The sequence below is a fragment of the Streptococcus australis genome (assembly GCF_040226615.1).
Lineage (GTDB): Bacteria > Bacillota > Bacilli > Lactobacillales > Streptococcaceae > Streptococcus > Streptococcus australis_E.
The window spans coordinates 104,325-127,411 of the sequence record NZ_JBCOAT010000002.1 but is presented as its reverse complement, the minus strand read 5'-3'; the positions used below and the strand labels follow the sequence as shown (position 1 = coordinate 127,411).

The 23,087-nt window shown below is 44.1% G+C and carries 23 protein-coding genes and 1 pseudogene; 23 read left to right on the top strand and 1 reads right to left on the bottom strand.

Going from position 1 to position 23,087, the window contains the following annotated elements; genetic code table 11:
* The first annotated feature begins 11 nt into the window (after positions 1-11).
* The 5 genes and pseudogenes from rpmA to ABT997_RS03015 all read left to right on the top strand — a co-directional run.
* A complete protein-coding gene (rpmA, locus tag ABT997_RS03035) occupies positions 12-305 on the top strand; it encodes a 50S ribosomal protein L27 (protein ID WP_003002805.1) in 294 nt (97 codons plus the stop codon).
* 124 nt (positions 306-429) lie between these two features.
* Positions 430-1,332 (top strand): LysR family transcriptional regulator, encoded by a 903-nt coding sequence (locus ABT997_RS03030; protein ID WP_048690250.1) that lies wholly within the window; start codon positions 430-432, stop codon positions 1,330-1,332.
* A 3-nt stretch (positions 1,333-1,335) separates the two neighbouring features.
* Positions 1,336-1,797: a signal peptidase II gene (gene lspA / locus ABT997_RS03025; protein ID WP_350018700.1), complete on the top strand. Its 462-nt coding sequence runs from the start codon at positions 1,336-1,338 to the stop codon at positions 1,795-1,797.
* Positions 1,787-2,677 carry an RluA family pseudouridine synthase gene (locus tag ABT997_RS03020; RefSeq protein WP_023026726.1) on the top strand — a complete coding sequence of 297 codons (891 nt, stop codon included), beginning with the start codon at positions 1,787-1,789 and terminating at the stop codon, positions 2,675-2,677. The genes lspA and ABT997_RS03020 overlap by 11 nt, the downstream gene beginning before the upstream one ends.
* A 228-nt stretch (positions 2,678-2,905) precedes the next feature.
* Positions 2,906-3,073 (top strand): annotated as a pseudogene (locus tag ABT997_RS03015) (pyrroline-5-carboxylate reductase dimerization domain-containing protein); the annotation flags it as partial.
* 33 nt (positions 3,074-3,106) lie between these two features.
* On the opposite strand, the gene ABT997_RS03010 reads toward ABT997_RS03015, so the two are convergent.
* On the bottom strand, positions 3,107-4,630 hold the full coding sequence (locus ABT997_RS03010; RefSeq protein WP_006596488.1) for an ATP-binding cassette domain-containing protein: 1,524 nt from the start codon (positions 4,628-4,630) through the stop codon (positions 3,107-3,109).
* Between the two features lie 318 nt (positions 4,631-4,948).
* Between ABT997_RS03010 and hemW the strand changes: the two genes are divergently transcribed.
* The 18 genes from hemW to ABT997_RS02920 all read left to right on the top strand — a co-directional run bounded on the left by hemW (position 4,949) and on the right by ABT997_RS02920 (position 23,069).
* Positions 4,949-6,079: a radical SAM family heme chaperone HemW gene (hemW, locus tag ABT997_RS03005; RefSeq protein WP_350018699.1), complete on the top strand. Its 1,131-nt coding sequence runs from the start codon at positions 4,949-4,951 to the stop codon at positions 6,077-6,079.
* A gap of 3 nt (positions 6,080-6,082) precedes the next feature.
* Positions 6,083-6,841: an acyl-ACP thioesterase domain-containing protein gene (locus tag ABT997_RS03000; protein WP_350018698.1), complete on the top strand. Its 759-nt coding sequence runs from the start codon at positions 6,083-6,085 to the stop codon at positions 6,839-6,841.
* Positions 6,823-7,527 carry a hypothetical protein gene (locus tag ABT997_RS02995; RefSeq protein WP_350018697.1) on the top strand — a complete coding sequence of 235 codons (705 nt, stop codon included), beginning with the start codon at positions 6,823-6,825 and terminating at the stop codon, positions 7,525-7,527. The genes ABT997_RS03000 and ABT997_RS02995 overlap by 19 nt, the downstream gene beginning before the upstream one ends.
* A complete protein-coding gene (locus tag ABT997_RS02990) occupies positions 7,517-8,287 on the top strand; it encodes a TIGR01457 family HAD-type hydrolase (RefSeq protein WP_223363976.1) in 771 nt (256 codons plus the stop codon). Before ABT997_RS02995 ends, ABT997_RS02990 begins: the two co-directional genes overlap by 11 nt.
* Positions 8,280-8,909, top strand: coding sequence for a TIGR01906 family membrane protein (locus ABT997_RS02985; protein WP_350018696.1), 630 nt, complete (start codon positions 8,280-8,282; stop codon positions 8,907-8,909). The genes ABT997_RS02990 and ABT997_RS02985 overlap by 8 nt, the downstream gene beginning before the upstream one ends.
* A 12-nt stretch (positions 8,910-8,921) precedes the next feature.
* On the top strand, positions 8,922-9,881 hold the full coding sequence (locus tag ABT997_RS02980; protein ID WP_350018695.1) for a CPBP family intramembrane glutamic endopeptidase: 960 nt from the start codon (positions 8,922-8,924) through the stop codon (positions 9,879-9,881).
* A gap of 313 nt (positions 9,882-10,194) precedes the next feature.
* Positions 10,195-11,556: a hypothetical protein gene (locus tag ABT997_RS02975; protein WP_350018694.1), complete on the top strand. Its 1,362-nt coding sequence runs from the start codon at positions 10,195-10,197 to the stop codon at positions 11,554-11,556.
* Positions 11,557-11,634: 78 nt separating this feature from the next.
* On the top strand, positions 11,635-12,627 hold the full coding sequence (locus ABT997_RS02970; RefSeq protein WP_350018693.1) for a hypothetical protein: 993 nt from the start codon (positions 11,635-11,637) through the stop codon (positions 12,625-12,627).
* Positions 12,628-12,771: 144 nt separating this feature from the next.
* Entirely contained in the window at positions 12,772-14,604 is a 1,833-nt protein-coding gene (uvrC, locus tag ABT997_RS02965) for an excinuclease ABC subunit UvrC (protein ID WP_350018692.1), read from the top strand.
* A gap of 26 nt (positions 14,605-14,630) precedes the next feature.
* On the top strand, positions 14,631-15,233 hold the full coding sequence (locus tag ABT997_RS02960) for an immunity protein Imm33 domain-containing protein (RefSeq protein WP_350018691.1): 603 nt from the start codon (positions 14,631-14,633) through the stop codon (positions 15,231-15,233).
* 115 nt (positions 15,234-15,348) lie between these two features.
* Positions 15,349-16,197 carry a metallophosphoesterase family protein gene (locus ABT997_RS02955; protein WP_350018690.1) on the top strand — a complete coding sequence of 283 codons (849 nt, stop codon included), beginning with the start codon at positions 15,349-15,351 and terminating at the stop codon, positions 16,195-16,197.
* Between the two features lie 11 nt (positions 16,198-16,208).
* On the top strand, positions 16,209-17,852 hold the full coding sequence (locus tag ABT997_RS02950) for a hypothetical protein (protein WP_350018689.1): 1,644 nt from the start codon (positions 16,209-16,211) through the stop codon (positions 17,850-17,852).
* Positions 17,853-17,977: 125 nt separating this feature from the next.
* A complete protein-coding gene (locus tag ABT997_RS02945) occupies positions 17,978-18,583 on the top strand; it encodes a nitroreductase family protein (protein WP_350018688.1) in 606 nt (201 codons plus the stop codon).
* Between the two features lie 136 nt (positions 18,584-18,719).
* Entirely contained in the window at positions 18,720-20,126 is a 1,407-nt protein-coding gene (gene pepV / locus ABT997_RS02940) for a dipeptidase PepV (protein WP_350018687.1), read from the top strand.
* Between the two features lie 52 nt (positions 20,127-20,178).
* Entirely contained in the window at positions 20,179-20,784 is a 606-nt protein-coding gene (locus ABT997_RS02935; protein WP_350018686.1) for a uracil-DNA glycosylase family protein, read from the top strand.
* Between the two features lie 21 nt (positions 20,785-20,805).
* Positions 20,806-21,297, top strand: coding sequence for a prolyl-tRNA synthetase associated domain-containing protein (locus ABT997_RS02930; protein WP_350018685.1), 492 nt, complete (start codon positions 20,806-20,808; stop codon positions 21,295-21,297).
* 21 nt (positions 21,298-21,318) lie between these two features.
* Entirely contained in the window at positions 21,319-21,600 is a 282-nt protein-coding gene (locus tag ABT997_RS02925) for a rhodanese-like domain-containing protein (protein ID WP_140813935.1), read from the top strand.
* Between the two features lie 98 nt (positions 21,601-21,698).
* Positions 21,699-23,069 carry a DUF6574 domain-containing protein gene (locus ABT997_RS02920; RefSeq protein ID WP_350018684.1) on the top strand — a complete coding sequence of 457 codons (1,371 nt, stop codon included), beginning with the start codon at positions 21,699-21,701 and terminating at the stop codon, positions 23,067-23,069.
* Positions 23,070-23,087: the final 18 nt, after the last annotated feature.

Below are 23,087 nucleotides of genomic sequence, written 5' to 3'. Positions count from 1 at the left end.
GGAAAACAATTATGTTGAAATTGAATCTTGCTAACTTGCAACTTTTCGCCCACAAAAAAGGTGGAGGTTCTACATCAAACGGACGTGATTCACAAGCAAAACGTCTTGGAGCTAAAGCAGCTGATGGACAAACTGTAACAGGTGGATCTATCCTTTACCGTCAACGCGGTACTCACATCTACCCAGGTGTGAACGTTGGACGTGGTGGAGACGATACTTTGTTCGCTAAAGTTGAAGGCGTAGTACGCTTCGAACGCAAAGGTCGCGATAAGAAACAAGTTTCTGTTTACCCAATCGCAAAATAATTTGTATTCAAAAACTCTCTGATTGTTCAGAGAGTTTTTTTGTGCTCTTTCGATTGAAGCCCACAACTTTTTTCATCCTCTAGATTATGGTATAATGGAGTGATATTGTTAGAAGGAAGAAGACATGAATATTCAACAATTACGCTATGTTGTCGCGATTGCCAATAGTGGTACTTTTCGTGAAGCTGCTGAAAAAATGTACGTCAGTCAGCCGAGTCTGTCCATCTCTGTGAGAGACTTGGAAAAGGAACTGGGCTTTAAGATTTTCCGTCGGACTAGTTCAGGCACTTTCTTGACCCGCCGGGGGATGGAATTTTATGAAAAGGCCCAAGAGTTGGTCAAGGGTTTTGATGTATTTCAAAACCAGTATGCCAATCCAGAGGAAGAAAAGAAGGAATTCTCGATCTCGAGTCAGCACTATGATTTCCTTCCTCCTTTGATTACCCAATTCTCTGTCCTTTATCCGGAAAATAAAGACTTCCGGATATTTGAGTCGACGACAGTTCAAATCCTGGATGAAGTGGCACAGGGTCATAGTGAACTGGGGATTATCTACCTCAACAAGCAAAATACAAAAGGGATCATGCAACGGGTGGATAAACTGGGCTTGGAAGTCGTTGATCTGATTCCTTTCCAGACCCATATTTATTTGCGCAAGGGCCATCCATTAGCCAAGAAAGAATCCTTAGTGATGGAGGACTTGGCACACCTACCGACTGTTCGCTTTACCCAGGAAAAGGATGAGTATCTCTACTATTCGGAGAACTTTGTCGATACGAGTAGCAGTTCCCAGCTCTTTAATGTGACGGACCGGGCAACCTTGAATGGGATCTTAGAGCGGACCGATGCCTATGCGACTGGGTCTGGTTTCTTGGATAGCCAGTCAGTAAATGGGATTACGGTTATCCCCTTGATCGATGATCTGAATAATAAAATGGTCTATGTCAAACGAGAAGAGGTGGATCTCTCACCAGTAGCTGAGAAGTTTGTCCAAGTCATGGAAGCCTACTTTGATGAGAAGAGGTAGGACATGAAGAGAAAAGTAAGTATTTTTATCAGTATCCTTCTCCTAATTGCCTTGGATCAAGTTGTTAAATGGTATGTGGTCAAGGAAATCCCACTGGGAGGCATGCGTTCATTCATTCCCAAAGTGGTCAGCCTGACCTATCTAAAGAACTCAGGTGCGGCCTTCTCCATGTTAGAAAACCAACAGTGGTTCTTTGCCATCATTACCCTGATTGCGATGGGAGCAGCCTTTGTCTATCTCTATCGCCATATCAAAGGCTCCATTTGGCTCTTGTTGGGCTTGACCCTGATTATTTCTGGTGGTATTGGCAACTTTATTGACCGACTCCGTCAGGGCTTTGTCGTCGATATGTTCCACTTGGACTTTATGAATTTTGCCATCTTCAATGTAGCAGACATCTATTTAACCATCGGTGTAGGACTGCTACTGATTTATCTATTGAGAGAGGAGAGCCATGGAAGTTAGAGTAGAAGTCGCTGGAGCGCGACTGGATAAGGCTGTCTCAGAGTTGACTGAACTCTCACGTGGCTTGGCCAATGAGCAGATCAAGGAAGGAAAAATCCTCGTCAACGGTCAAGTCAAAAAGGCCAAGTATACCGTAAAAGAAGGGGATGTCATCAGCTATGAAGTCCCTCAAGTGGAAGAAGTGACCTATGAAGCAGAAGATATCCCCTTAGAGATTGTCTATCAGGATGCGGATGTCGCAGTGGTCAATAAATCCCAGGGCATGGTGGTCCATCCGAGTGCTGGTCACACCAGTGGAACTCTGGTCAATGCCCTCATGTATCACATCAAAGACTTGTCAGGGATCAATGGGGAGCTTCGTCCAGGGATCGTCCATCGGATTGACAAAGACACCTCTGGCCTCCTCATGGTGGCCAAGAACGATGCGGCCCATGTAGCCTTAGCAGATGAGCTCAAGGCTAAGAAGTCCCTGCGTAAGTATTGGGCCATTGTTCATGGCAATCTACCCAACGATCGGGGTGTCATTGAGGCGCCGATTGGGCGGAGTGACAAGGACCGCAAGAAGCAGGCTGTGACAGCCAAAGGGAAACCAGCCCTGACCCGTTTCCATGTCTTGGAACGTTTCGGGGATTATAGCTTGGTCGAGCTGCAATTGGAGACTGGGCGAACCCACCAGATCCGGGTTCATATGGCCTATATTGGCCATCCGGTCGCTGGTGATGAAGTCTATGGACCTCGCAGGACTTTGAAAGGCCATGGGCAATTCCTCCATGCTAAGACACTGGGCTTTACCCATCCTCGGACGGGAGAGGTCATGGAGTTTTCAGTTGAGGTTCCGGAGATTTTCCAAAAAACCTTGGAGCAGCTCCGTCAAGGATAAGCATTCAATCATAAAAACGAGTTTACCTCTTGTGGTTCAACTCGTTTTTTTGTGGGCAAATGGGGGTTCCCCCTGGTCCGCTCTTAGTATTTTTTAAGGCTTTCATGGTATAATGTTACAATCGAATACTCTGGAGAATGAATGGATGAAGAATAAGCGAATTGTGTTTAAAGTGGGGACCTCTTCCCTAACCAATCAAGATGGAAGCTTGTCTCGGAGCAAGGTCAAGGCCATCACCCAGCCCGATTAAGGGATGCGGTTTGTAGTCCAGGTGGCTCTACCATCGCAGGAGTCAACTGCTTAGAACAAGTCGGCTTACGAGGCGACATTATTGCAGGTGTGGAAGCAGCCTACAAACGGACCCAAGAAATGGGACAAGAGGCAGGGAAGAATTAGAAAAAAGATTGGTTTTAGCCAATCTTTTTTACGTTAGAGAGCCTCTATTTCTACCAAACCATTTTCAGTCAGACGATAGATCTTTTTGCAGACTTCTTTGAGGAAGGTCCGATCGTGGGACACTGTAACCAGTCCGCCTGGGTAGTCTGCGAATAGGCGACGAATTTCTGGTTGGGAAGTGGGTGAAAAATTACGAGTAGGCTCGTCCAAGAGCAGAAACTGGGGACTTGTGAGTACTAATTGAAGGAGGAAGAGTTTTCCTTGCTGGCCACCAGAAAGTTCAGAGATTGGATGGTGCATTTCAGAATAGGTAAAGTTGAGGGAGGCTAAATGCAATTGAATGGTGTTGATTTCTTCACGATCGCCTGAATGCTGTAGAAATTGAACGGGTGTCTGAGTCAGAGGGAGACGTTCAGTGTAATCTTGAGGCATATAGGCAGTGCGGATACTCTCATTCTTCTGTAGACTTTTCCAGATCATTTTTAGGAAAGTGGATTTCCCAACACCGTTGGAACCGATAATCCCTATTTTATCCTGTCCTAGAAGAGTAAGGGAGAGGTTCTTGACCAGGACACGATCACCAATTGCGAGCTCTTCCTGATCTAAGAGAAGGACACGTTTTTGAGGAGACAAGGGAGTGAGGGGTGGGAAATGCAGATTGATGATTTCCTCATCATAGGGTTGGGAAGTCATGGATTGGAATTCTCGCTCGTAGCGCTTTTCTTGTGAGAGGAGGGACTTCATTTTCTTTGCCAGGAGACGTCCAGCAGTGCTATCTTTGGTGTTTCGTAAGGAGGTTTCGACTTGCTGACGGACACGACGGTGCTTCTCCATAGTTTTTCGGTAGGCTCGTTGATCGTTGGCCGCTTGCTGAGACTGTTGATTAAATTGTTGTTCCCTCTGGCTACTGTAGTCTTGATAGCCTAGATGCTCTACGATGGTTTCAGCTTCCTTGCGGTGTTTGATCTGTCTGAGGTGGATGATCGTATCCGCCGTCTGAGTCAAAAAATCCTCATGATGGGAAATAAATATTATTGTTTGGGGACTCGTTTGGATCATCTGCTGGAGCCAATCCAAGGTCTCCAAATCCAGATCATTTGAAGGTTCATCTAAAAATAGTAATTCATGAGGACGACAAAGTTCGTGAAGAAGTTGGACTTTGAGGGATTCTCCTCCAGATAGACTTCCGATAGCTTGATCGCTTGTAAAGCGCTCGCTATTAAAATGCAATTGATCTGCCAGTCTGTAGAGGGTGGCATAGTCTAGCTCGTCCTCTCCAAAAAAATATTCTTCCAAGGTTTTTCCCTTCAAAGCTTCCGGTAAAGTTTGGGGAATATAGGCATAGGAGTGAAAGGAAGTGGTGATTTCGCCTTCTATGGTCAGATAATCTGGTAGAGATTTTGGGGACATGAGGACCTGAAGTAAGGAAGATTTTCCATTCCCTTCTTCGCCAATAATAGCAACTTTTTCTCCTTCATGAATGGTCAGGGAAAGATCTCGAACCAGATCTCGTAAATCTTTTGTATGTCGGATAGTGAGGTGGGATAGTTTTAGCATAAGATTCCTTTCTACTGGGACAAAAAACAGCTCTACCTATTTAGTAGAGCTGTATTCAAGTGAAACCCAAGCAGAAAAAGACCTTATTTAGCCAACACAAGGTTGGAAATTAGGCGAGAGGGTACACAAAAAGAGATAGAACAAGCAGTCCACTAAATAAAGTATCTTATTTAACGAAACTTAGTTGTTCATATCTCCTTACCTCCGAATGTGATTAGCTTTATTCTATTCCTTTCATTCTCTCTTGTCAAGGAAATCCTTACTTCTTCCTCTCTTTTCTGCTCGGGCTTTGGTCGGAAATATGGTATAATAAAGGTTATGCAAGCTAAACCGTCTTCTGCCTATGTGCATATTCCATTTTGTACCCAGATTTGTTATTATTGTGACTTTTCTAAGGTTTTTATCAAGAATCAACCGGTCGATGCCTATCTGGAACACTTAATCCAGGAGACTCGATCGTATGAGATTGGCAAACTGCGTACTCTCTACATTGGTGGAGGGACACCGACAGCCCTATCTGCCCAGCAGCTGGCCTATCTCTTGACAGAATTGCCCAAGGTCATGGATCTATCGGAGGTAGAAGAGTTTACCATCGAGGCCAATCCAGGCGATTTGGATCCGGATAAGATCGCAGTCCTCAAGGACTCTCAGGTCAATCGGGTCTCTCTGGGTGTCCAAACCTTTGATAACAAGATGCTGAAAAGGATCGGACGGAGTCACCAGGAGCAGGATATCTATGACAATATCCGCCACCTCAAGCAGGCTGGCTTTGATAACATTTCTATCGACTTGATCTATGCTCTGCCGGGTCAGACTATGGACCAGGTCAAGGAAAATGTTGCCAAGGCGATCGACTTGGACATTCCCCACATGAGTCTTTATAGCTTGATTTTAGAAAACCACACGGTTTTTATGAATCGCATGAGACGAGGCAAGCTTCCTCTGCCTAAAGAGGAGTTGGAAGCAGAGATGTTCGAGTACATCATTGATGAGCTTGAAAAAGCAGGCTTTGAGCATTATGAGATTTCCAATTTCTCCAAGCCTGGCTTTGAAAGTCGGCACAATCTGGTCTATTGGGATAATGCAGAATACTATGGTCTAGGAGCAGGAGCTTCTGGCTATGTCGATGGGATTCGTTACAAGAATCACGGACCAATCCGGCATTACCTAGAGGCTATTGAGGCAGGTAAGGCTCGGATAACAGAGGAGCACCTGACACTGGAAGAGAAAATGGAAGAGGAGTTGTTCCTCGGTCTACGGAAAAAGTCAGGTGTGTCTAAGGCACGTTTTGAAGAAAAATTTGGTGTCTCCTTTGACCAACGCTATGGACAAGTGGTGGCCAGTCTGACGGAGCAGGGACTCTTGGTTCCAGACGACAAGCAAGTTCGGATGACCAAGAGAGGCTTGTTCCTTGGTGATACCGTAGCAGAGAAATTTATATTGGAGTAAACGATGGCTAAAATTTATCAGTATGACATGAAAGTTCCTTTTGATATGAGCGATGTGAATGGCTTTATCAAGATGCCACAGCTTATCCTCCTGTCCTTGCAGGTGTCAGGCATGCAGTCGATGGAGCTGGGTGTCAGTGACAGGGACCTGCTCGAACAGCGCAATCTGGTGTGGATCATCACCGACTATGACATCACGGTTCACCGCCTACCAGTCTTTGATGAACAGATTACCATTGAGACCCAGGCCCTGGCCCACAACCGTCTCTTTTGCTACCGTTCCTTTGTCGTTAGAGACCAGAAGGGGGAGGCCATCGTCGAGATGGTGGCGACTTTTGTCTTGATGGATCGGGATAGCCGCAAGGTCCAATCCGTACCAGAGGAAATTACAGAGCCATATGAGTCACCATTTGAGAAGAAGATTCGCCGTGGTCCACGCTATCCAGAACTGAATGGAGCTATGGAGCAGGACTATCATGTGCGTTTCTATGATTTAGACATGAACGGCCATGTCAACAACAGCAAGTACCTAGACTGGGTCTTTGAAGCCATGGGAGCAGAATTCCTAACCCAGCATATCCCCAAACGGGTCCATCTCAAGTATGTTAAAGAAGTCTTGCCTGGAGGTATGATCACCTCTAGCGTCGAGCGAGAAGGAATGGTCAGCAATCATCTCATCTCATCAGAAGGCCAAATCCACGCCCAAGCCCTGATCACTTGGGAAGAAATAGATAAGGAAACATTATGGAAAAACGAAGATTAAAACAGAAAAAAGAAGACTTGATGGAGGTTCAACGGCGGGTTGTTGCTTATGCTCGTCGTAAGAAAAATCCCCTCTATGTATTAGGAGATGGTTTCTTAACCTTAGTCGCAGCCTTTTATATCTTTATTGAGGAAGCGATTCGCTTTGTACGCTACCGTCTGAGTTTTGAAGTCTTTATGCGTTTTCTCAAGGAAGACGTGCGTTGGTATCGTGTCTGGATTCATTTGATTTTGGCCTTTATCCTGCCTGTTGTCGTCTTTTCTTTGAGTATCACCAGTCAATCAGGAAGCTTCTGGAGTAACTTCTTTGACAAGCTCTCCCAAGGTGTCCTCTTCAGTACGACTATCAGCCTCGCAGCGACCTTAATGACAGATTTCATTGAAACCATGAAGCCTATCCAGGCCGAGAAAGAAAGCAATAAGAAAAAAGAAACCGGCGTCTATACTATTACCATTGATCAGGCTAAGATTGGTGGTTTAATGGTGACCATCGTCATCTTGATGATTTCCTCCTTCCTCTTTACTCAAGCTGGAAAAGCAAGTATCAATTTCTTCGGTCTGGTCCTTCAATTTGCCTTATATGGAGCTTGCTTACTTCTGTATGGAGCAGGAGGCCAGTTTCAAGGTCAGGAGAAAGTAGCAGAGGAAGCAAGTGAAAAAGGAGACCAAGAATCCCATGACTTATAAGGGTTATTTAATTGATTTAGACGGAACCATCTACAAGGGCAAGGAGCGGATCCCGGCTGGGGAAGCCTTTGTCCACCAATTGCAAGAGCGTCAGATCCCCTATCTCTTTGTGACCAACAATACTACCCGGACGCCGGAAATGGTCCAAGAAATGCTGGCAGGCCAGTTCAATATCGAAACGCCACTGGATACCATCTATACAGCGACGCTTGCAACCATCGATTATATGGTGGATATGAATCTTGGGAAAACTGCCTATGTCATTGGAGATGTGGGCTTGAAACAAGCTATTGCTGAAGCAGGCTTCGTCGAAGATACCGTGAATCCAGCCTATGTCGTGGTGGGTCTCGACTGGGAAGTGGACTATGAGAAATTCTCTATCGCGACCTTGGCTATTCAAAAGGGAGCCCATTTCATTGGGACAAATCCAGACCTCAATATCCCGACAGAACGGGGAATGATGCCAGGGGCGGGTGCTCTAAATGCCCTAATCGAAGCGGCAACACGCGTGAAGCCGACCTTTATCGGTAAGCCCAATGCCATCATCATGGATAAGGCCATCGCTCACCTGGGACTAGAGCGCGAAGAAGTGGTCATGGTAGGAGACAATTACCTAACTGACATTCGAGCAGGGATTGACAATGGTATCCCTACTTTGCTAGTGACAACTGGATTTACCAAGCCAGAAGAAGTGCCAGACCTGCCCTTGCCACCAACGCACGTCCTATCGAGCTTAGCGGAGTGGGATTTCGATGCGTGATCGGTTGAAAGTAACGGGATTTGTCTTCTGGCTCTTAGCAACGGTGATTTTGGGGACCATTCTACTAGCCTGGTTGATCTATCCCATGGAGATTGGCTGGTTACGAATTCAGAATCGGACTGGTTTGGCTCCTGCAGTCATCCAGAAGAATTTTCAGATCCTTATGCAGTATTTGACCAGTCCTTTTACCTGGAAGCTGGAGATGCCGGATTTTCCATCTTCTCCCGATGGGCTCCATCATTTCCAAGCAGTCAAGTACCTCTTTCACCTTACCCAGGCCCTGTTCTTGGTCTTGTTGCCAGTAGCTATACGATTTATTCGAACAGTGATGCGTCAGGGTTACGCAGGCCTCTATCGCTTTTTATTTGGTGGGATGGTTCTCTTACCTATTATCATAGGAGGAGTGACCCTCTTTATTGGCTTTGATCAATTCTTTACCCTCTTTCACCAAGTCCTCTTTGTCGGAGATGCTACTTGGCTCTTTGATCCTTATCGGGATCCGATTATTTTAGCACTACCGGAGGACTATTTCCTACATGCCTTTCTGATTTTCTTTGTATTGTATGAAGGGGCTTTTGGATGGTGCTACGGGTGGAGTCGGAAAAGAAAAACAGTAGATTAGTGGAGTGAATGGATGAAACAGTTCAATCGATTTATAGATCCCAAAAAGGATTTGGGCAGCTTTTCAGGGATGGTTTGCCTCTATCTCTTGGTCATGGTCTTTGTCAGCATCATTTCGACCTTTACCATTACCCTCTTTATGTTTGGACGGTATGGATTGGAGATGGCAGAGAAGCAGGAGTATGTAGAAAAAATCATCAATGGGAACGGGATTAGCTATCTGATATCTGTCAGTATCGGGGTCCTCCTATTTGCCCTTTATCGGCAAGGCTCCCTCTTTAAAGGAGATGTGAGACAAAAGGGACGCAAGATGACTTGGCAGACTTTCTTAGTGTTCATTGCCTTCTTGGGGTTCGCCCAGTTGGCTTCTAGCGCCTTATCGCAGCTCTTAGACCACATGATGGAAACCCTGGGCTTTTTCAAGCCTCAAGAGGACATGTCTGAGCAACTTAGCCAGTCTTGGAGTCTCTTGCTCTACGCGACCCTGATCGGTCCTATCACTGAGGAATTGGTTTTCCGGGCCGCTGGACTGAGAGCCTTAGAAAAGTATGGAAAAGTCTTTGCGATCGTCATGACAGCCTTAGCTTTTGGAATGTTCCATGCTAATTTTGATCAGTTGTTCTTTGCGACCATTATTGGTTTTGGCTTTGGCTACTTGACCTTCGAGTATTCGATCTGGTGGGCTATTTTCTACCATATCTTTAACAACCTGGTCCTCTCTCAAGGGCTTCATTACCTCGGCACGCATGTGAGTATGAATGTAGCCGAATGGGTTCAAATTCTCGTCTTTTTAGGTGGAACCATCGCCTTTACCATCGTCTTGATTTTAAAAAGAAAATCTATTTTTCACTACATTCAAGAAAACCGACCAGCACCTGGCGTCTTCCAAAGAAGCTTGTATTCCTTCTGGTTCTGGATCTTGGTCCTTGGGACAACTCTTATGTCCTTACTTCCTTACTTAAGAGGCTATTAATATCAAGAGGCTGGGACAAAAGTCCTAGCCTCTCAATTTTTTTGGATTGTCGAGCAAGACACAGTGGTTGAGTGGGCTCTACTACGCTGATTTCATCAGCTTTTACAGCCCTACTCAACTGTGCGGAGGTGGGACGACGAAATCGAATTCTAACGAATTACCGATTTCTGTCCCACTCTCTTTTTTGCTATAATAGAGGTAGTAGAAGTGATGGTAAGCGATCAGGTTGATTGAAATTGCTTGCTGCATCATCGCTTGGTCTAGATCTACTGAGAAAGATACGAAAGTAATTGTTAATGAAATAAGGAGTTTTATGGTTAAAGATTATAAAGAACTAAGAAGACGTTACAATATTCCAGCGATCGTCCTACTGGTCATTCTAGCCCTACCATTTTTATATGCAGTGCAAGTGACCCAAAGTAAAAGTATTGCAACCATTTGTTTTTTGCTTTACCTAATGATTGAGCTGGCTCTAGCTATCATTAAAGATACGCTTTTAATCAAAAAGTTGTATAGTCTCATCTATGAGGATATCAATCTAGACCTGATGGCAAGCTATATTCTGACTCAAAAAAGAAAGAGTATCAAAACGATTAAGGTGAGAGTACTGATTGCCATACTTTTCTACTATTATCGGATTGGTGACTTTGGATCTATTGAAGCAGTTGCAAAGGAACTCAAACAGAATCATAAGTTTACAAATGTTGAACAAGTAACATTAAATGAAATTCTACTGAATGCGAACCTATTTTCAAGGCTGGATTTGAAGGAAGATGAGTTTGAGGAGTTACTAGCTAACTATTTAGCAGATGATGAATCGCTCAAGATGGCTTACAGAGCCCGCTACGATATTCTGGTCAAAAAAGAAGCTAATGATGCCATCTTAAAGGAAGTAAAAACTACCAAATTCTCTCAATTGGAATCTATCTACCTAAGGGCAGTCAATGAGTACCTCAAAGGAAATATTAATGAGGCAATGGAGCTATTTGCTACCATTGTGAAAGAAGATGAGAGACTGTATCTGGTCAGAATGGCTCAGGCCTATCTAGATAGTGAAAACTCAGGAGGAAAGAGTGTTTCGCTTGATGCAAGACAAGAAGAAGTCACTATGAAACTATTGCGAATGAAGCTGGTAGAAGAGGGGCCGGTCAAACAAGACAAAGTATCCAAATCTAATAAAGGTCTTGCTTTTTTTAGAGGCTGGAAAATAGCTCTTCTTTTAATCCCGCCATTTTTAATGTATGCGATAATTTTATGCGTTCTAGCAGTCCTCAAAAGAATAGGGTCATTCGTCCCCCAAAAATTTAAAATATGGCTGCTTTTATTAATTCCTGTAGCAATGATCATATTCTATATCAAACAAGAACAAGAATTGAATGCTATTAAAGATGGCCGGTATTATCTAGTGGTTAAGACTAAATCATCTAATACAGCTTCTATAGATAAGTCGACTTGGGTAGAGTTTTCTGGGGATTATATTATTCTCAAAGAAGGAAATACAACGACTACTATTCTGTATAATAGTGAGGATCGAAGTTTTGAAAAAGATGGAATAATTTATAAGTTTACTGATGACCATGGAGACTTATCCATCAGTGACATGGTTTCACACGAGTCCGTGTCATATGTCAGTACAGAGAGTTCAATATTCCCTAAATCTGAAAAAGGAAAGTAATTGTTCAAGATTGAAATGCTTTGTCCATTTTTCAGGGTAGATGCATTTTTAGGGTGTTAGTAGAGGTAGAGGTGAAAAGTGAAGATCAGTAAAAAAACGTTCTTACGAAGTTTAGGGGTACTTATAGGGATTGGACTCTTGGTAAGCATCAGTTTTTATATCTATCAAGGATATTTAACGAAGAAATATTCGGGATTTCTATATTACACTGGAAAAGCGAAAATTGACTCTTACGAATTTATTGCAGATGGTCAAGGTGTTATTGTTCATTGGGAACCTGTTGAGTCTGAGAAAAAGGAGTTGCATAAATATAATGAGTACTTGATTACGGAGTGGCGCAATCCTACATCCCAGCACTATGTTCTCAGAGATAATATGAAATTGCCAAAACATCCTTCCGACATCCATGAAACGGTCAGAAAGGATGCTTATTGGACCCTGACCATGTATAAAGTGGAGGGAAATCGTTTGAAAGAAGAGCCTGAGATTGATTTGCTTTCAACAGTTGATCAGTATAAAAAAGGCTATATTTCAAATGATCTTGGTCCTGTCTTTTCGTATAAAGGGAAAGATTTTCTAACGCTTTATGTAAGACCATTAAAAGAATGGAAAACTGTAAAGAAAGTATTTTTAAATCTTCAAACCAAAAAAATAGAAGAAGTAGTAGCGCTTGAGACTATGGAAGATCCATTGCCACAAACTGAAATAAATGTTAAAGATTTTTCAGATCTTGGTATTAAAGATTCCATTTTAGATATCAACCAATTTGTGGTTGAGAAAAAGACGTTAAAAACTTCTCCTATCAACAAAGATAGAAAAGCAATGTCAATTCTGGAAAAAGAAAACTCAAAAATTATTGTGTTAAACAATGAGAATACGATTGATCTTGGTCCGCGACTTGTTTCGGTGTATCCACTTTTTTATCCTAAAGGATATAGTCCAAGCGAGTATCTGTATATTCCAAAAGAACTTTCAGTAGATAGTCAGGAACATGATACTAAAAATAAACAAGAATTTAATCAGTACTATGATATTGATAAAGCTAAGCAATTGTATCATCTGACAGATTGATTGAAATAAGCTGCCAGTCTCGTAGAAGTTTCAGTTAAGATCCTTTCATCTTGAAATTTTAGAAAGCGTACGATTTAAAACGAATGATATGATAGAACAATATGAAGAGGGGCAATGCCCCTCTTTTTTGCTATAATAGAGAGTATGAATAACTTGATTAAATCCAAGCTCGAGCTCTTGCCGACGAGTCCGGGCTGTTACATTCACAAAGACAAGAACGGAACCATCATCTATGTGGGGAAGGCCAAAAATCTTCGCAATCGGGTGCGGTCCTATTTCAGAGGGAGCCACGATACCAAGACAGAAGCGCTGGTATCTGAGATTGTGGATTTTGAGTTTATCGTCACTGAGTCCAATATTGAGGCCTTGCTTCTCGAGATCAACCTCATCAAGGAGAACAAGCCCAAATACAATATCATGCTCAAGGACGATAAGTCCTATCCCTTCATCAAGATTACCAATGAGCGCTATCCGCGTCTCATCATCACGCGCCAGGTCAAAAAGGATGGTGGCCTCTATTTCGGTCCATATCCAGACGTGGGGGCAGCCAATGAGATCAAGCGACTTTTGGATTGGATTTTCCCATTCCGCAAGTGTACTAATCCGCCTTCCAAGGTCTGCTTTTACTACCATTTAGGGCAGTGTATGGCTCACACAGTCTGCCACAAGGACGAGGCTTATTTCAAGGGGATGGCCCAGGAGGTTTCTGATTTCCTTAAGGGGCAGGATGACAAGATTATCGATGAGCTTAAGCTCAAGATGACTACCGCAGCGCAAAACATGGAATTTGAGAGGGCGGCCGAGTATCGGGATCTGATCCAGGCTATCGGGACCCTGCGGACCAAACAGCGGGTTATGGCCAAGGATTTGCAGAACCGTGATGTCTTTGGCTACTACGTAGACAAGGGCTGGATGTGTGTGCAGGTCTTCTTTGTCCGTCAGGGCAAGCTGATCGAGCGTGACGTCAATCTCTTCCCTTACTACAATGATCCGGACGAGGATTTCCTGACCTATGTGGGGCAGTTTTACCAGGAGAAATCCCACCTGATCCCCAATGAAATCTTGATCCCTCAAGATATCGATGAGGAAGCAGTCAAGGCCCTTGTGGATACCAAGGTCCTCAAGCCCCAGCGAGGGGAGAAGAAGCAGTTGGTCAATCTGGCCATCAAGAATGCCCGTGTTAGTCTGGTGCAGAAGTTCAATCTCCTTGAAAAATCGATGGAAAAGACCCAAGGTGCTATTGAAAACCTTGGAAAACTTCTGCAAATTCCTACCCCTGTGCGCATTGAGTCTTTTGACAACTCCAACATCATGGGGACCAGTCCAGTCTCAGCAATGGTGGTCTTTGTCAATGGGAAGCCAAGCAAAAAGGACTACCGCAAGTACAAGATCAAGACCGTCGTTGGGCCAGATGACTATGCCAGCATGCGGGAGGTCATTCGCAGACGCTACAGCCGGGTTATGCGGGATGGCCTGACGCCACCTGATCTGATCGTTATCGATGGGGGGCAGGGGCAAGTCAATATCGCTAAGCAAGTTATCCAAGAAGAGTTGGGGCTGGATATTCCCATTGCAGGTCTGCAAAAGAATGACAAGCACCAAACGCATGAATTACTCTTCGGGGATCCTCTCCAAGTCATCGAACTCTCTCGGACCTCGCAGGAATTTTTCCTCCTGCAACGGATCCAGGATGAAGTCCACCGTTTCGCCATCACCTTCCACCGCCAGCTACGATCCAAGAATTCCTTCTCCTCCCAGTTGGACGGTATCGAAGGCTTGGGACCAAAACGCAAGCAGCTACTGATGAAGCACTTCAAGTCACTGACCAAAATCAAAGAAGCTACTGTGGATGAGATTGTCACAGTCGGCATCCCACGAACTGTGGCGGAGGCAGTGCAAGAAAAGCTCCATCAAGGAAAGCAGGAAGAAGCAAGTCCCTTGATGGAAGTGGCGGAGCCGGTAAAAGATTTGCAGTAAAGGATTTTATTTTTAGGGAAAAATAAATGGAACTTCTTGATACAAAAATTGAAAGAAACGGTTTTATTTTTTATGGGAAATTCTCTGAGGGACTTTTCCAAGAGTGGTTAAAAATCATAACTATACTGGCATCTAAAAGTGACCTTCAAAATGAGCTCTTGTTTCAGGTTGGGTTTAGTGTCTATAAGCTGATAGAAGTAGAAAAACAGCAGTTTAGACTCGTCTCCATTGATTATGAAGCCAACCCTTTTAAAGATTTTACAGAGGATTTAACGGTGGCACTTTGGATCCAGTCCGAACAGGCTAGTCTCACTAAAGAATTGCAGATAAATCCCTCAGAAATTCGATTTGACGATAAAATCCTGATTGCCAAAGGTGTCTTCGAGGATGAGCATGCCTATCTGCAAAGACAAAATACTCAAAGTCAGAGAGACTCAGGCTGGTTTATGGGCTACCAAAGGCAAGATAATGAAGACTTTGTTGGCATTTACGCTTTTGAACTATTGAAATGGAATCCAAAACTTATAAAAGTGTTGGTCTTACCAACTGATTATCTAGTTAATGTTAATGACGGAGAAATCCATTCAATTTTAAACGATTGCGATGAAGAAATTTTTCCGATTTCGTAAGTTTATTCATTAAACGTAAGAGAAACCATCCAATCCAAATGGATGGTTTTCACTTTTTTATTTGTTTTTGTTATACTTAATGCACACAGATTTTTCAATCCAAAAAGGAGTAGTTATGAACCATCGAATTGCCATTTTATCTGATATCCACGGAGATACGACAGCCCTGGAGGCAGTGATTGCGGATGCGCGTGCTCAGGGCTCGACGGAATACTGGCTTTTAGGGGACATTTTGCTACCGGGGCCAGGAAGAGAGGACCTGTTTGAGTTGCTGGATGCGATTCCTATTACAGTAGCTGTTCGTGGAAATTGGGATGATTGTGTCCTAGAAGCCTTGGATGGCGAGTACGGGCTTGAGGATCCGCAGGAGATCCAGATGCTTCGTCTCACTCAGTATGTTATGGAGGGACTAGATCCTAAGCGAATTGATTGGCTTCGATCCCTTCCCTTGGTAGAGAAGAAGGAGGTCAATGGTATTCGCTTTTCACTGACCCACAATTTGCCAGAAAAGAATTACGGTGGAGACTTGCGTCCAGCAAATGTGACGGAGAACTTTGACCAATTGCTGGATGACCAGACAGATATGGCCATCTACGGTCATGTTCACAAGCAGTTGCTTCGCTACGTCAGCCAGGGCCAGCAGATTCTTAATCCAGGGACTATTGGCATGCCATATTTCGACTGGGAACCAATTCAAAACCACAGAGCCCAGTATGCTCTGATCGATGTCGAAGAAGATGGGGTGACCAACCTGCAATTCCGTAAGGTGGCCTATGACTATGAAGCAGAGCTTCAAGATGCCAAGGACAAGGACCTTCCCTTTATTGAGATGTACGAAGAATTGAGACGCGAGGATAACTATCGGGGTCATAACATCGAGCTCCTAACTTCCTTGATTGAACAACACGACTATCTAAAGGAGGCTAATGCTTTCCTTCAGTCTATAAAAACGCATAAGGGGTAAGAAACAGAGAAATGGGATTAACTGTTGATCAGCATAGAGGACTTGTGGTAAATGATATCCGACAAGCCCTTCAACATGTTTTTGGTGAGCATTTCGAAATTGTAGACATAGAAACGACGGCCCGGAGTGCTTATGGTCCGACTTTTATTCTTGAGATTCATCTTGAAGAATATAAGACAACAATAAATATTTTGGTTGAAGATAACGATGTATCACTCCTCTGGGGTCCTGAAAGATTCGGGATGGAGTTTTTGTATGATCGAGATCGTTTTCGAGCTAGCTTCGGAAAGATCAAAGCTTATCTGGATCAACCAGGACTTATGTTATCTGAAGCACTGACTCCTGATAATCTCTTAAAAAAGCGTTTCCTCCTTAAAAGAATGATAGAATCTACCTTTGAGGGAATAGCAAAAATAGACTACTGGAGAAGACCCTTCGAAAAAAATGAGCCCTTTAGGGTTCTCTTTACTTGTCTGTTGCCTTATTATCCGGCTTTTTTTAGCCTTGAGATAGCGGGTCAGCAGTTTGTCCTTGGAGTGTTAGACCCGGCAAGGTCTGGAATAGAAAGACAAGACTTCCCATTTCCTCAGCCTATTGATCTAACTGTTTCCAATATGACTTCTTTCTTGGAATGGTTTAAAGATAGTCTAAAAGGGAAACTAGAAAAGAATACTTCCACCGATACGCTTTCTGGTTTAATTCTCCCTCTTGATCCTGCTACAGTTGAAGAGAATATTTCTCAAGTACAAGAGATAATCCGATCGACGTTTACAAAGAATGTTTCCTTTATGGAAGCGAACAAACTGGTTAAGTCTAAGACATTTTATGGAGTTGATTTTGCGGTTGCATCTGATTTTTATGGAGCCATATTTTCAATAAGCCTGATTGGACGACACTTTGATCTTCATGTTATGAAGCCAGATAAACCAGAAAAGAAAAACAATTGGATGATCAATGGCTTTCCTTATCTGCTGACGGAGGAAAACCTTAGCAAACTCATCAGGGAAGCAGAGGCCTATTTTGCTAGACAGCTAGAACCAGTTGAAAAGAAAGTAGGGTCAACTAAAAGTAATAGTGAAGTAAAACCAAGCACCCCAGCTCCAGTAGAAGTAGACCAAGCTAAGGACAAAGAAGAGGCACTCAAAAAAGAGTATTTAGGATTAAGAAAACTCTGGAAAGTCCAGTTCCTGATTTTCTGTCTGTTGATGATTACCGTCTTCGCCCTAGAAGTGTATATGGGGGGAGCTGGTTATAAGGCCTTTAAGATGAGAATTAAATATAGTTGGATTTCTGTCCATAGTTTTTCATTTCTCTTTCTGACCTTGTATGCAGTGTTGACCCTCTTCCCGACTCAAAAGAGAGTCTATGAGCTCTTACCTCAATCCCCTAGTTGGAAATCTCTTTCGACTAAGGGAGTCCGGCTACCTAAGAAGGAAACTGGCTGGACCTCTTTAGTGATTCTGATTTTGCTTCTTCTGGGGACTCTTGATTTCCTCAGTCGCAAGCCAGAACCAAAGGTTGAAAATCCGTTGAACTATCAAGAAATCAACAATCTCTATGAGGAAGAAAGAAATTCTCGCTACGACGACATCATCAACAAAATCCAAGACTCTAGTGGCCAGTTCTTTGAAAAAGAAAGTCCCGCGTCGGAATAATTTGAGTCCATAGAAGGGCGAGTAGCTTAGTTGAAAAGGAAACAGTCTCCTCAATGAAAAAACTCTGCAAGCTCTTTCATTTTGTGTTAAAATAGAGGTAATAGAATTAGAAAAGGAAGTTGACTATGAAATTCCTAGAACTCAACAAAAAACGTCATGCGATCAAGCATTTTACAGACCAGCCGGTCGATCCAAAGGATGTACGGACAGCTATTGAAATTGCGACATTGGCTCCAAGTGCGCACAATAGCCAACCATGGAAATTCGTGGTCGTTCGTCAGAAAAATGCGGAATTGGCTAAACTAGCCTATGGTGGGAACTATGACCAAGTCATGGAAGCACCTGTGACCATCGCTCTCTTTACAGATACCGATTTGCAACGTCGGGCTCGGAAGATTGCGCGTGTCGGTGGGGTCAAGAACTTCACAGAGGAGCAGTTGCAATACTTCATGCAAAACCTTCCTGCAGAATATGTTCGCTACAATGAACAACAGATTAGCGATTACTTGGCATTGAATGCTGGATTGGTCGCAATGAACTTAGTATTGGCCTTGACGGACCAAGGGATCGGCTCAAACATCATCCTTGGCTTTGACAAATCAAAAGTCAATGAAGTCTTGGAAATCGAAGAGCGTTTCCGTCCAGAACTCTTGATCACAGTCGGTTACGCAGCGGAGAAGGTAGAACCTAGCTACCGCTTGCCAGTAGACGAAATCATTGAAAAACGCTAATAACAACAGAAAGAACCGGATGGTCCTCGTCTCGTACGATACAAGTCCGGTTTTCTAGAATCCTTTGGTAGACTGAAGGACAGTAGCTGATGGGATTCTGAAGGATTCAATTTAAATCGAAATAATGGAGGAATGCATGACAACAATTGACTTTAAAGCAGAAGTAGAAAAACGTCGCGAAGAAATGATGGCTGACCTTTTCAGCCTCTTAGAAATCAACTCAGAACGGGATGACAGCCAAGCGGATGCGACTCACCCTTATGGACCTGGACCAGTCAAAGCCCTTGAGAAATTCTTGGAAATCGCTGAGCGTGATGGCTACGAAACAACCAACGTGGATAACTATGCTGGACACTTCACCTTTGGACAAGGGGAAGAAGAGCTCGGGATCTTTGCTCACATGGACGTGGTACCTGCAGGGAGTGGCTGGAATACAGACCCTTACAAACCTGAGATTATCGATGGTAAGCTCTATGCGCGTGGTTCATCTGATGACAAGGGACCTACAGTAGCGTGTTACTACGGTTTGAAGATTATCAAGGATCTGGGATTACCTGTATCTAAGCGCGTGCGCTTTGTGGTTGGTACAGATGAAGAATCTGGCTGGGGCGATATGGACTACTATTTCAAACATGTCGGTCTTCCTGATCCAGACTTTGGTTTCTCTCCAGATGCCGAATTCCCAATCATCAACGGGGAAAAAGGAAACATTACCGAGTACCTCCACTTCGGTGGTTCAAACACAGGTCAAGCGCATCTTCATAGCTTCACCGGTGGCCTTCGTGAAAACATGGTGCCTGAGTCAGCAACTGCAGTTGTTTCTGGTCAATTACCAGATCTAGCTAGTCTTTTGGAGGCCTTTGCCAATGAACACCAACTTCGTTATGAAGTGTCTACAGTAGATGAAGACCAGTACAAGATCACCATTATCGGGAAATCTGCCCACGGCTCTACTCCAGAAGCTGGAATCAATGGAGCAACTTACTTGGCTCTCTTCTTGAACCAGTTTGACTTCGGTGGAGATGTCAAAGCATACTTGCAAGTGTCAGCATCTCTTCTTCACGAAGACTTTGCTGGTGAGAAGCTTGGCATTGCCCACACGGATGAAAAGATGGGGGCTCTCAGCATGAATGCGGGTGTCTTCAACTTTGACGAAAATAGCTCAGATAACACCATTGCTTTGAACATTCGTTACCCTAAAGGAACAGATCCAGAAACCATCAAAGCTGGTCTTGAAAAAGTAGAAGGAGTGGCATCTGTCAGCTTGTCTGCCCACGGCCACACCCCTCACTATGTTCCTATGGAAGATGAATTGGTCTCAACGCTTTTGCGTGTCTATGAAAAACAAACCGGACTGAAAGGTCATGAGCAAGTAATCGGTGGCGGAACCTTTGGTCGTCTATTGAAACGTGGCGTTGCCTTCGGTGCCATGTTCCCAGACTATGTGAACACCATGCACCAAGCCAATGAATTTACGGATGTAGAAGATCTCTACCGTGCTGCTGCAATCTACGCAGAAGCCATCTACGAACTCATCAAATAAGACACTACTCAGTCGGCACTTGCTGGCTGAGTTTTTGCTTAAAGGAGGAGAAATGGAGCAACTAGAGCGGATCAAAGATGCCATCATGGCCGATCCACAAAACAAAGACTATACGGATAAGGGGATTGAGCCCTTGTTTGCGGCACCAAAGACTGCTCGGATCAATATCATCGGACAGGCACCTGGACTGAAAACACAAGAAGCCGGCCTCTATTGGAAGGACAAGAGTGGAGACCGTCTTAGGGAGTGGTTGGGAGTTGATGAAGAGACCTTTTACCATTCGGGTCTATTTGCGGTTATTCCCATGGACTTTTATTTCCCAGGGCATGGCAAGTCAGGGGACCTGCCACCTCGCAAGGGCTTTGCGGAAAAGTGGCACCCTCTGCTCCTTAAGGAGTGTCCGGATATTGAGTTGACCCTCTTGATCGGCCAGTATGCCCAAGCTTACTATCTCCATGAGAAAGTCAGTGGCAAGGTGACCGAGCGGGTAAGCCGATACAAGGACTACCTGCCCGACTATTTCCCTCTGGTCCACCCTTCGCCCCGCAATCAGATCTGGATGGCCAAGAATCCCTGGTTTGAGGCAGAAGTGGTGCCGGCTCTTCAGGCTCGGGTTCAGCAGATTTTAAGAGAGTACAAAAAGAATAATGAGTGGTAACCACCAATAGGAGGAATTCCCATGGATGCATATCAAAAAGTCAAAGCCAAATTGGACGAGCTCGTGATTGAATTTGATGTGGTGGAGCATCCACCAGCATTGACTACCGAGCAGGCCGATTCCTATATTGAAGGTCTCGAAGGGGTCCGGACAAAGTCCATGTTTTTGACCAACAAAAAGAAAACCCAGTACTATCTGCTCATCATGGATGACCAGAAACCCTTGGATATGGAGGATTTCAAAGACCAAGTAGGAGCCAATCGGATCCGTATGGCTTCAACTGAATCTCTGGCAGAAAAAATGCAATTACCAGCTGGGACAGTATCTCCCTTTGGATTGTTAAACAATGAAGATAAGGATATTCTCGTCTATTTTGATCAGGACATTGTGTCAGAGGAAATCATGACCTTCCATCCTAACACGAATGAAAAGACGATCTTTATCAAAACCCAAGACCTATTCCGCTTTTTAGAATCCATTGATTATAAATATGAAATACTAACCTTGCCATAGTGGCATCAAAAAGGAGAAATCATGAAAGAAATTCCATTTAATGACTTTTTAGCAAAGTACCAAGCAGGAGAAATTAACGTCGTCGATGTTCGCGAGCAAGAGGAATATGATGCTCTTCATCTGGACGGAGTGACCTTACTTCCCTTATCAGTGTTGGCAGAACGCTATTCAGAGCTGAACAAAGACCAAGCCTATTATGTCATCTGCAAGTCTGGTCGGCGCTCAGCCCGCGCCTGTCAATTTTTGGAAGAAGCGGGCTATGATGTAACCAACGTCCAAGGAGGCATGGATGCATTTGAGTAGTTGGGATGGCCCAGCTTGTGAATTCCGGTAGAACATTGAATTCTAGTGGAAATTTTTATATAATATATCTGTATTTTGTTTTATAAGGAGATTATTTTATGATCAAACAGGATTGGCTTGATTACTTTGAAGCTGTGAACGGTCGTTCAGCAACTGAAGAAGAGATCGCTCAAGCGTTGGCTGCAGGTGAGTTCCAAGAAGAACAGGTAGCCCAAGAAGCTTCACAATTTGTTGGGGCTCCAGTAGCTCCAGACCAAGTAAACGCTGGTTTCGTTGCTGCTCCAGCTGCACCAGAAGAAGTGACTTCACAGTACGTTGCTGCCCCAGAAGCACCAGTTCAAGAAGCACCACAATTTGCTGCTTCTCCAGAAGCGCCAGTGCAAGAGGCACCACAATTCGCTGCTGCACCAGAAGCACCAGTACAAGAGGCACCACAATACACTGCTGCACCAGAAGCACCAGTACAAGAGGCACCACAATACACTGCTGCACCAGAAGCACCAGCTCAAGAAGCACCGCAATTCTCTGCTACTCCAGAAGCGCCAGCTCAAGAAGCACCACAATTCGCTGCTGCTCCAGAGGCACCAGCTCAAGAAGCACCACAATTCGCTGCTGCTCCAGAAGCACCAGTACAAGAAGCACCACAATACACTGCTGCTCCAGAAGCACCAGTACAAGAAGCACCACTGTTTAATACTGCGCCAGAAGCACCAGCATTTGGCGCTCAACCAAATAGCTTCCAACAAGCGCCTCAACAACAGCCACAACCAGGATTTGGTCAACCAGCCCCAGGTCAAGGTTTCCAGCAAGCACCTTATCCAGGACAACCTCAACCAGGTCAAGCCTATTATGCACAACCTGCTCAACCAAATGCCTTTGGTCAAGCAATGAAAGGATTCTGGTCATGGTTTGTTTCTGCTTTGGTTCGACCAACAGTAGAAAATCAACCAAGAGTATTGAATGGTATTCTTCATTATGTCTTAACTGCATTTATCCTTAGCCTCTCACTTTTCTTCGTGGCGAGTGCCTTCCCTTACGCTGAAGTAGGATTTACGGCTTACCTATTGATTGTCATTGTAACTTTCTTTACAATTTACGCCACTCAATTAACTGGTTTCTTGGTTCGTCACCTTGTCTTGCAAGATAAAGAATACACCTACAAACGTTCATTCGATGAGTTTGCTCGCTTGTCTATCTATGCCTTGCCAGCATCCCTCATTGTCTTAATTTTTTCTCTAGTTAAGTACTTTGAAGGATTTAGCTTCCTTCGATCGTTAATCTTCGTTCTCTATTTCTTAGGCTTGCTATACACTGTTTACCAAGGTTTGAACAGAACAAAAATCAAGGCTGACAAATTCTTGTTGCTCCTTGCTTCAACAGCGGTCATTCTAGTCATCTTCACCATTGTTGGCATCGTTGACAGACGCATTTTAGAACAAGTATCCGTCTATATCGCTTCCTTCTTTTAATCGGGTAGGAACCTTGTC

Excerpts from the sequence above, each read along its gene's own strand:
- rpmA (WP_003002805.1), top strand. The coding sequence starts at position 12 with ATGTTGAAATTGAATCTTGCTAACTTGCAACTTTTCGCCCACAAAAAA.
- ABT997_RS03030 (WP_048690250.1), top strand. The coding sequence starts at position 430 with ATGAATATTCAACAATTACGCTATGTTGTCGCGATTGCCAATAGTGGT.
- lspA (WP_350018700.1), top strand. The coding sequence starts at position 1,336 with ATGAAGAGAAAAGTAAGTATTTTTATCAGTATCCTTCTCCTAATTGCC.
- ABT997_RS03020 (WP_023026726.1), top strand. The coding sequence starts at position 1,787 with ATGGAAGTTAGAGTAGAAGTCGCTGGAGCGCGACTGGATAAGGCTGTC.
- ABT997_RS03010 (WP_006596488.1), bottom strand. The coding sequence starts at position 4,630 with ATGCTAAAACTATCCCACCTCACTATCCGACATACAAAAGATTTACGA.
- hemW (WP_350018699.1), top strand. The coding sequence starts at position 4,949 with ATGCAAGCTAAACCGTCTTCTGCCTATGTGCATATTCCATTTTGTACC.
- ABT997_RS03000 (WP_350018698.1), top strand. The coding sequence starts at position 6,083 with ATGGCTAAAATTTATCAGTATGACATGAAAGTTCCTTTTGATATGAGC.
- ABT997_RS02995 (WP_350018697.1), top strand. The coding sequence starts at position 6,823 with ATGGAAAAACGAAGATTAAAACAGAAAAAAGAAGACTTGATGGAGGTT.
- ABT997_RS02990 (WP_223363976.1), top strand. The coding sequence starts at position 7,517 with ATGACTTATAAGGGTTATTTAATTGATTTAGACGGAACCATCTACAAG.
- ABT997_RS02985 (WP_350018696.1), top strand. The coding sequence starts at position 8,280 with ATGCGTGATCGGTTGAAAGTAACGGGATTTGTCTTCTGGCTCTTAGCA.
- ABT997_RS02980 (WP_350018695.1), top strand. The coding sequence starts at position 8,922 with ATGAAACAGTTCAATCGATTTATAGATCCCAAAAAGGATTTGGGCAGC.
- ABT997_RS02975 (WP_350018694.1), top strand. The coding sequence starts at position 10,195 with ATGGTTAAAGATTATAAAGAACTAAGAAGACGTTACAATATTCCAGCG.
- uvrC (WP_350018692.1), top strand. The coding sequence starts at position 12,772 with ATGAATAACTTGATTAAATCCAAGCTCGAGCTCTTGCCGACGAGTCCG.
- ABT997_RS02960 (WP_350018691.1), top strand. The coding sequence starts at position 14,631 with ATGGAACTTCTTGATACAAAAATTGAAAGAAACGGTTTTATTTTTTAT.
- ABT997_RS02955 (WP_350018690.1), top strand. The coding sequence starts at position 15,349 with ATGAACCATCGAATTGCCATTTTATCTGATATCCACGGAGATACGACA.
- ABT997_RS02950 (WP_350018689.1), top strand. The coding sequence starts at position 16,209 with ATGGGATTAACTGTTGATCAGCATAGAGGACTTGTGGTAAATGATATC.
- ABT997_RS02945 (WP_350018688.1), top strand. The coding sequence starts at position 17,978 with ATGAAATTCCTAGAACTCAACAAAAAACGTCATGCGATCAAGCATTTT.
- pepV (WP_350018687.1), top strand. The coding sequence starts at position 18,720 with ATGACAACAATTGACTTTAAAGCAGAAGTAGAAAAACGTCGCGAAGAA.
- ABT997_RS02935 (WP_350018686.1), top strand. The coding sequence starts at position 20,179 with ATGGAGCAACTAGAGCGGATCAAAGATGCCATCATGGCCGATCCACAA.
- ABT997_RS02930 (WP_350018685.1), top strand. The coding sequence starts at position 20,806 with ATGGATGCATATCAAAAAGTCAAAGCCAAATTGGACGAGCTCGTGATT.
- ABT997_RS02925 (WP_140813935.1), top strand. The coding sequence starts at position 21,319 with ATGAAAGAAATTCCATTTAATGACTTTTTAGCAAAGTACCAAGCAGGA.
- ABT997_RS02920 (WP_350018684.1), top strand. The coding sequence starts at position 21,699 with ATGATCAAACAGGATTGGCTTGATTACTTTGAAGCTGTGAACGGTCGT.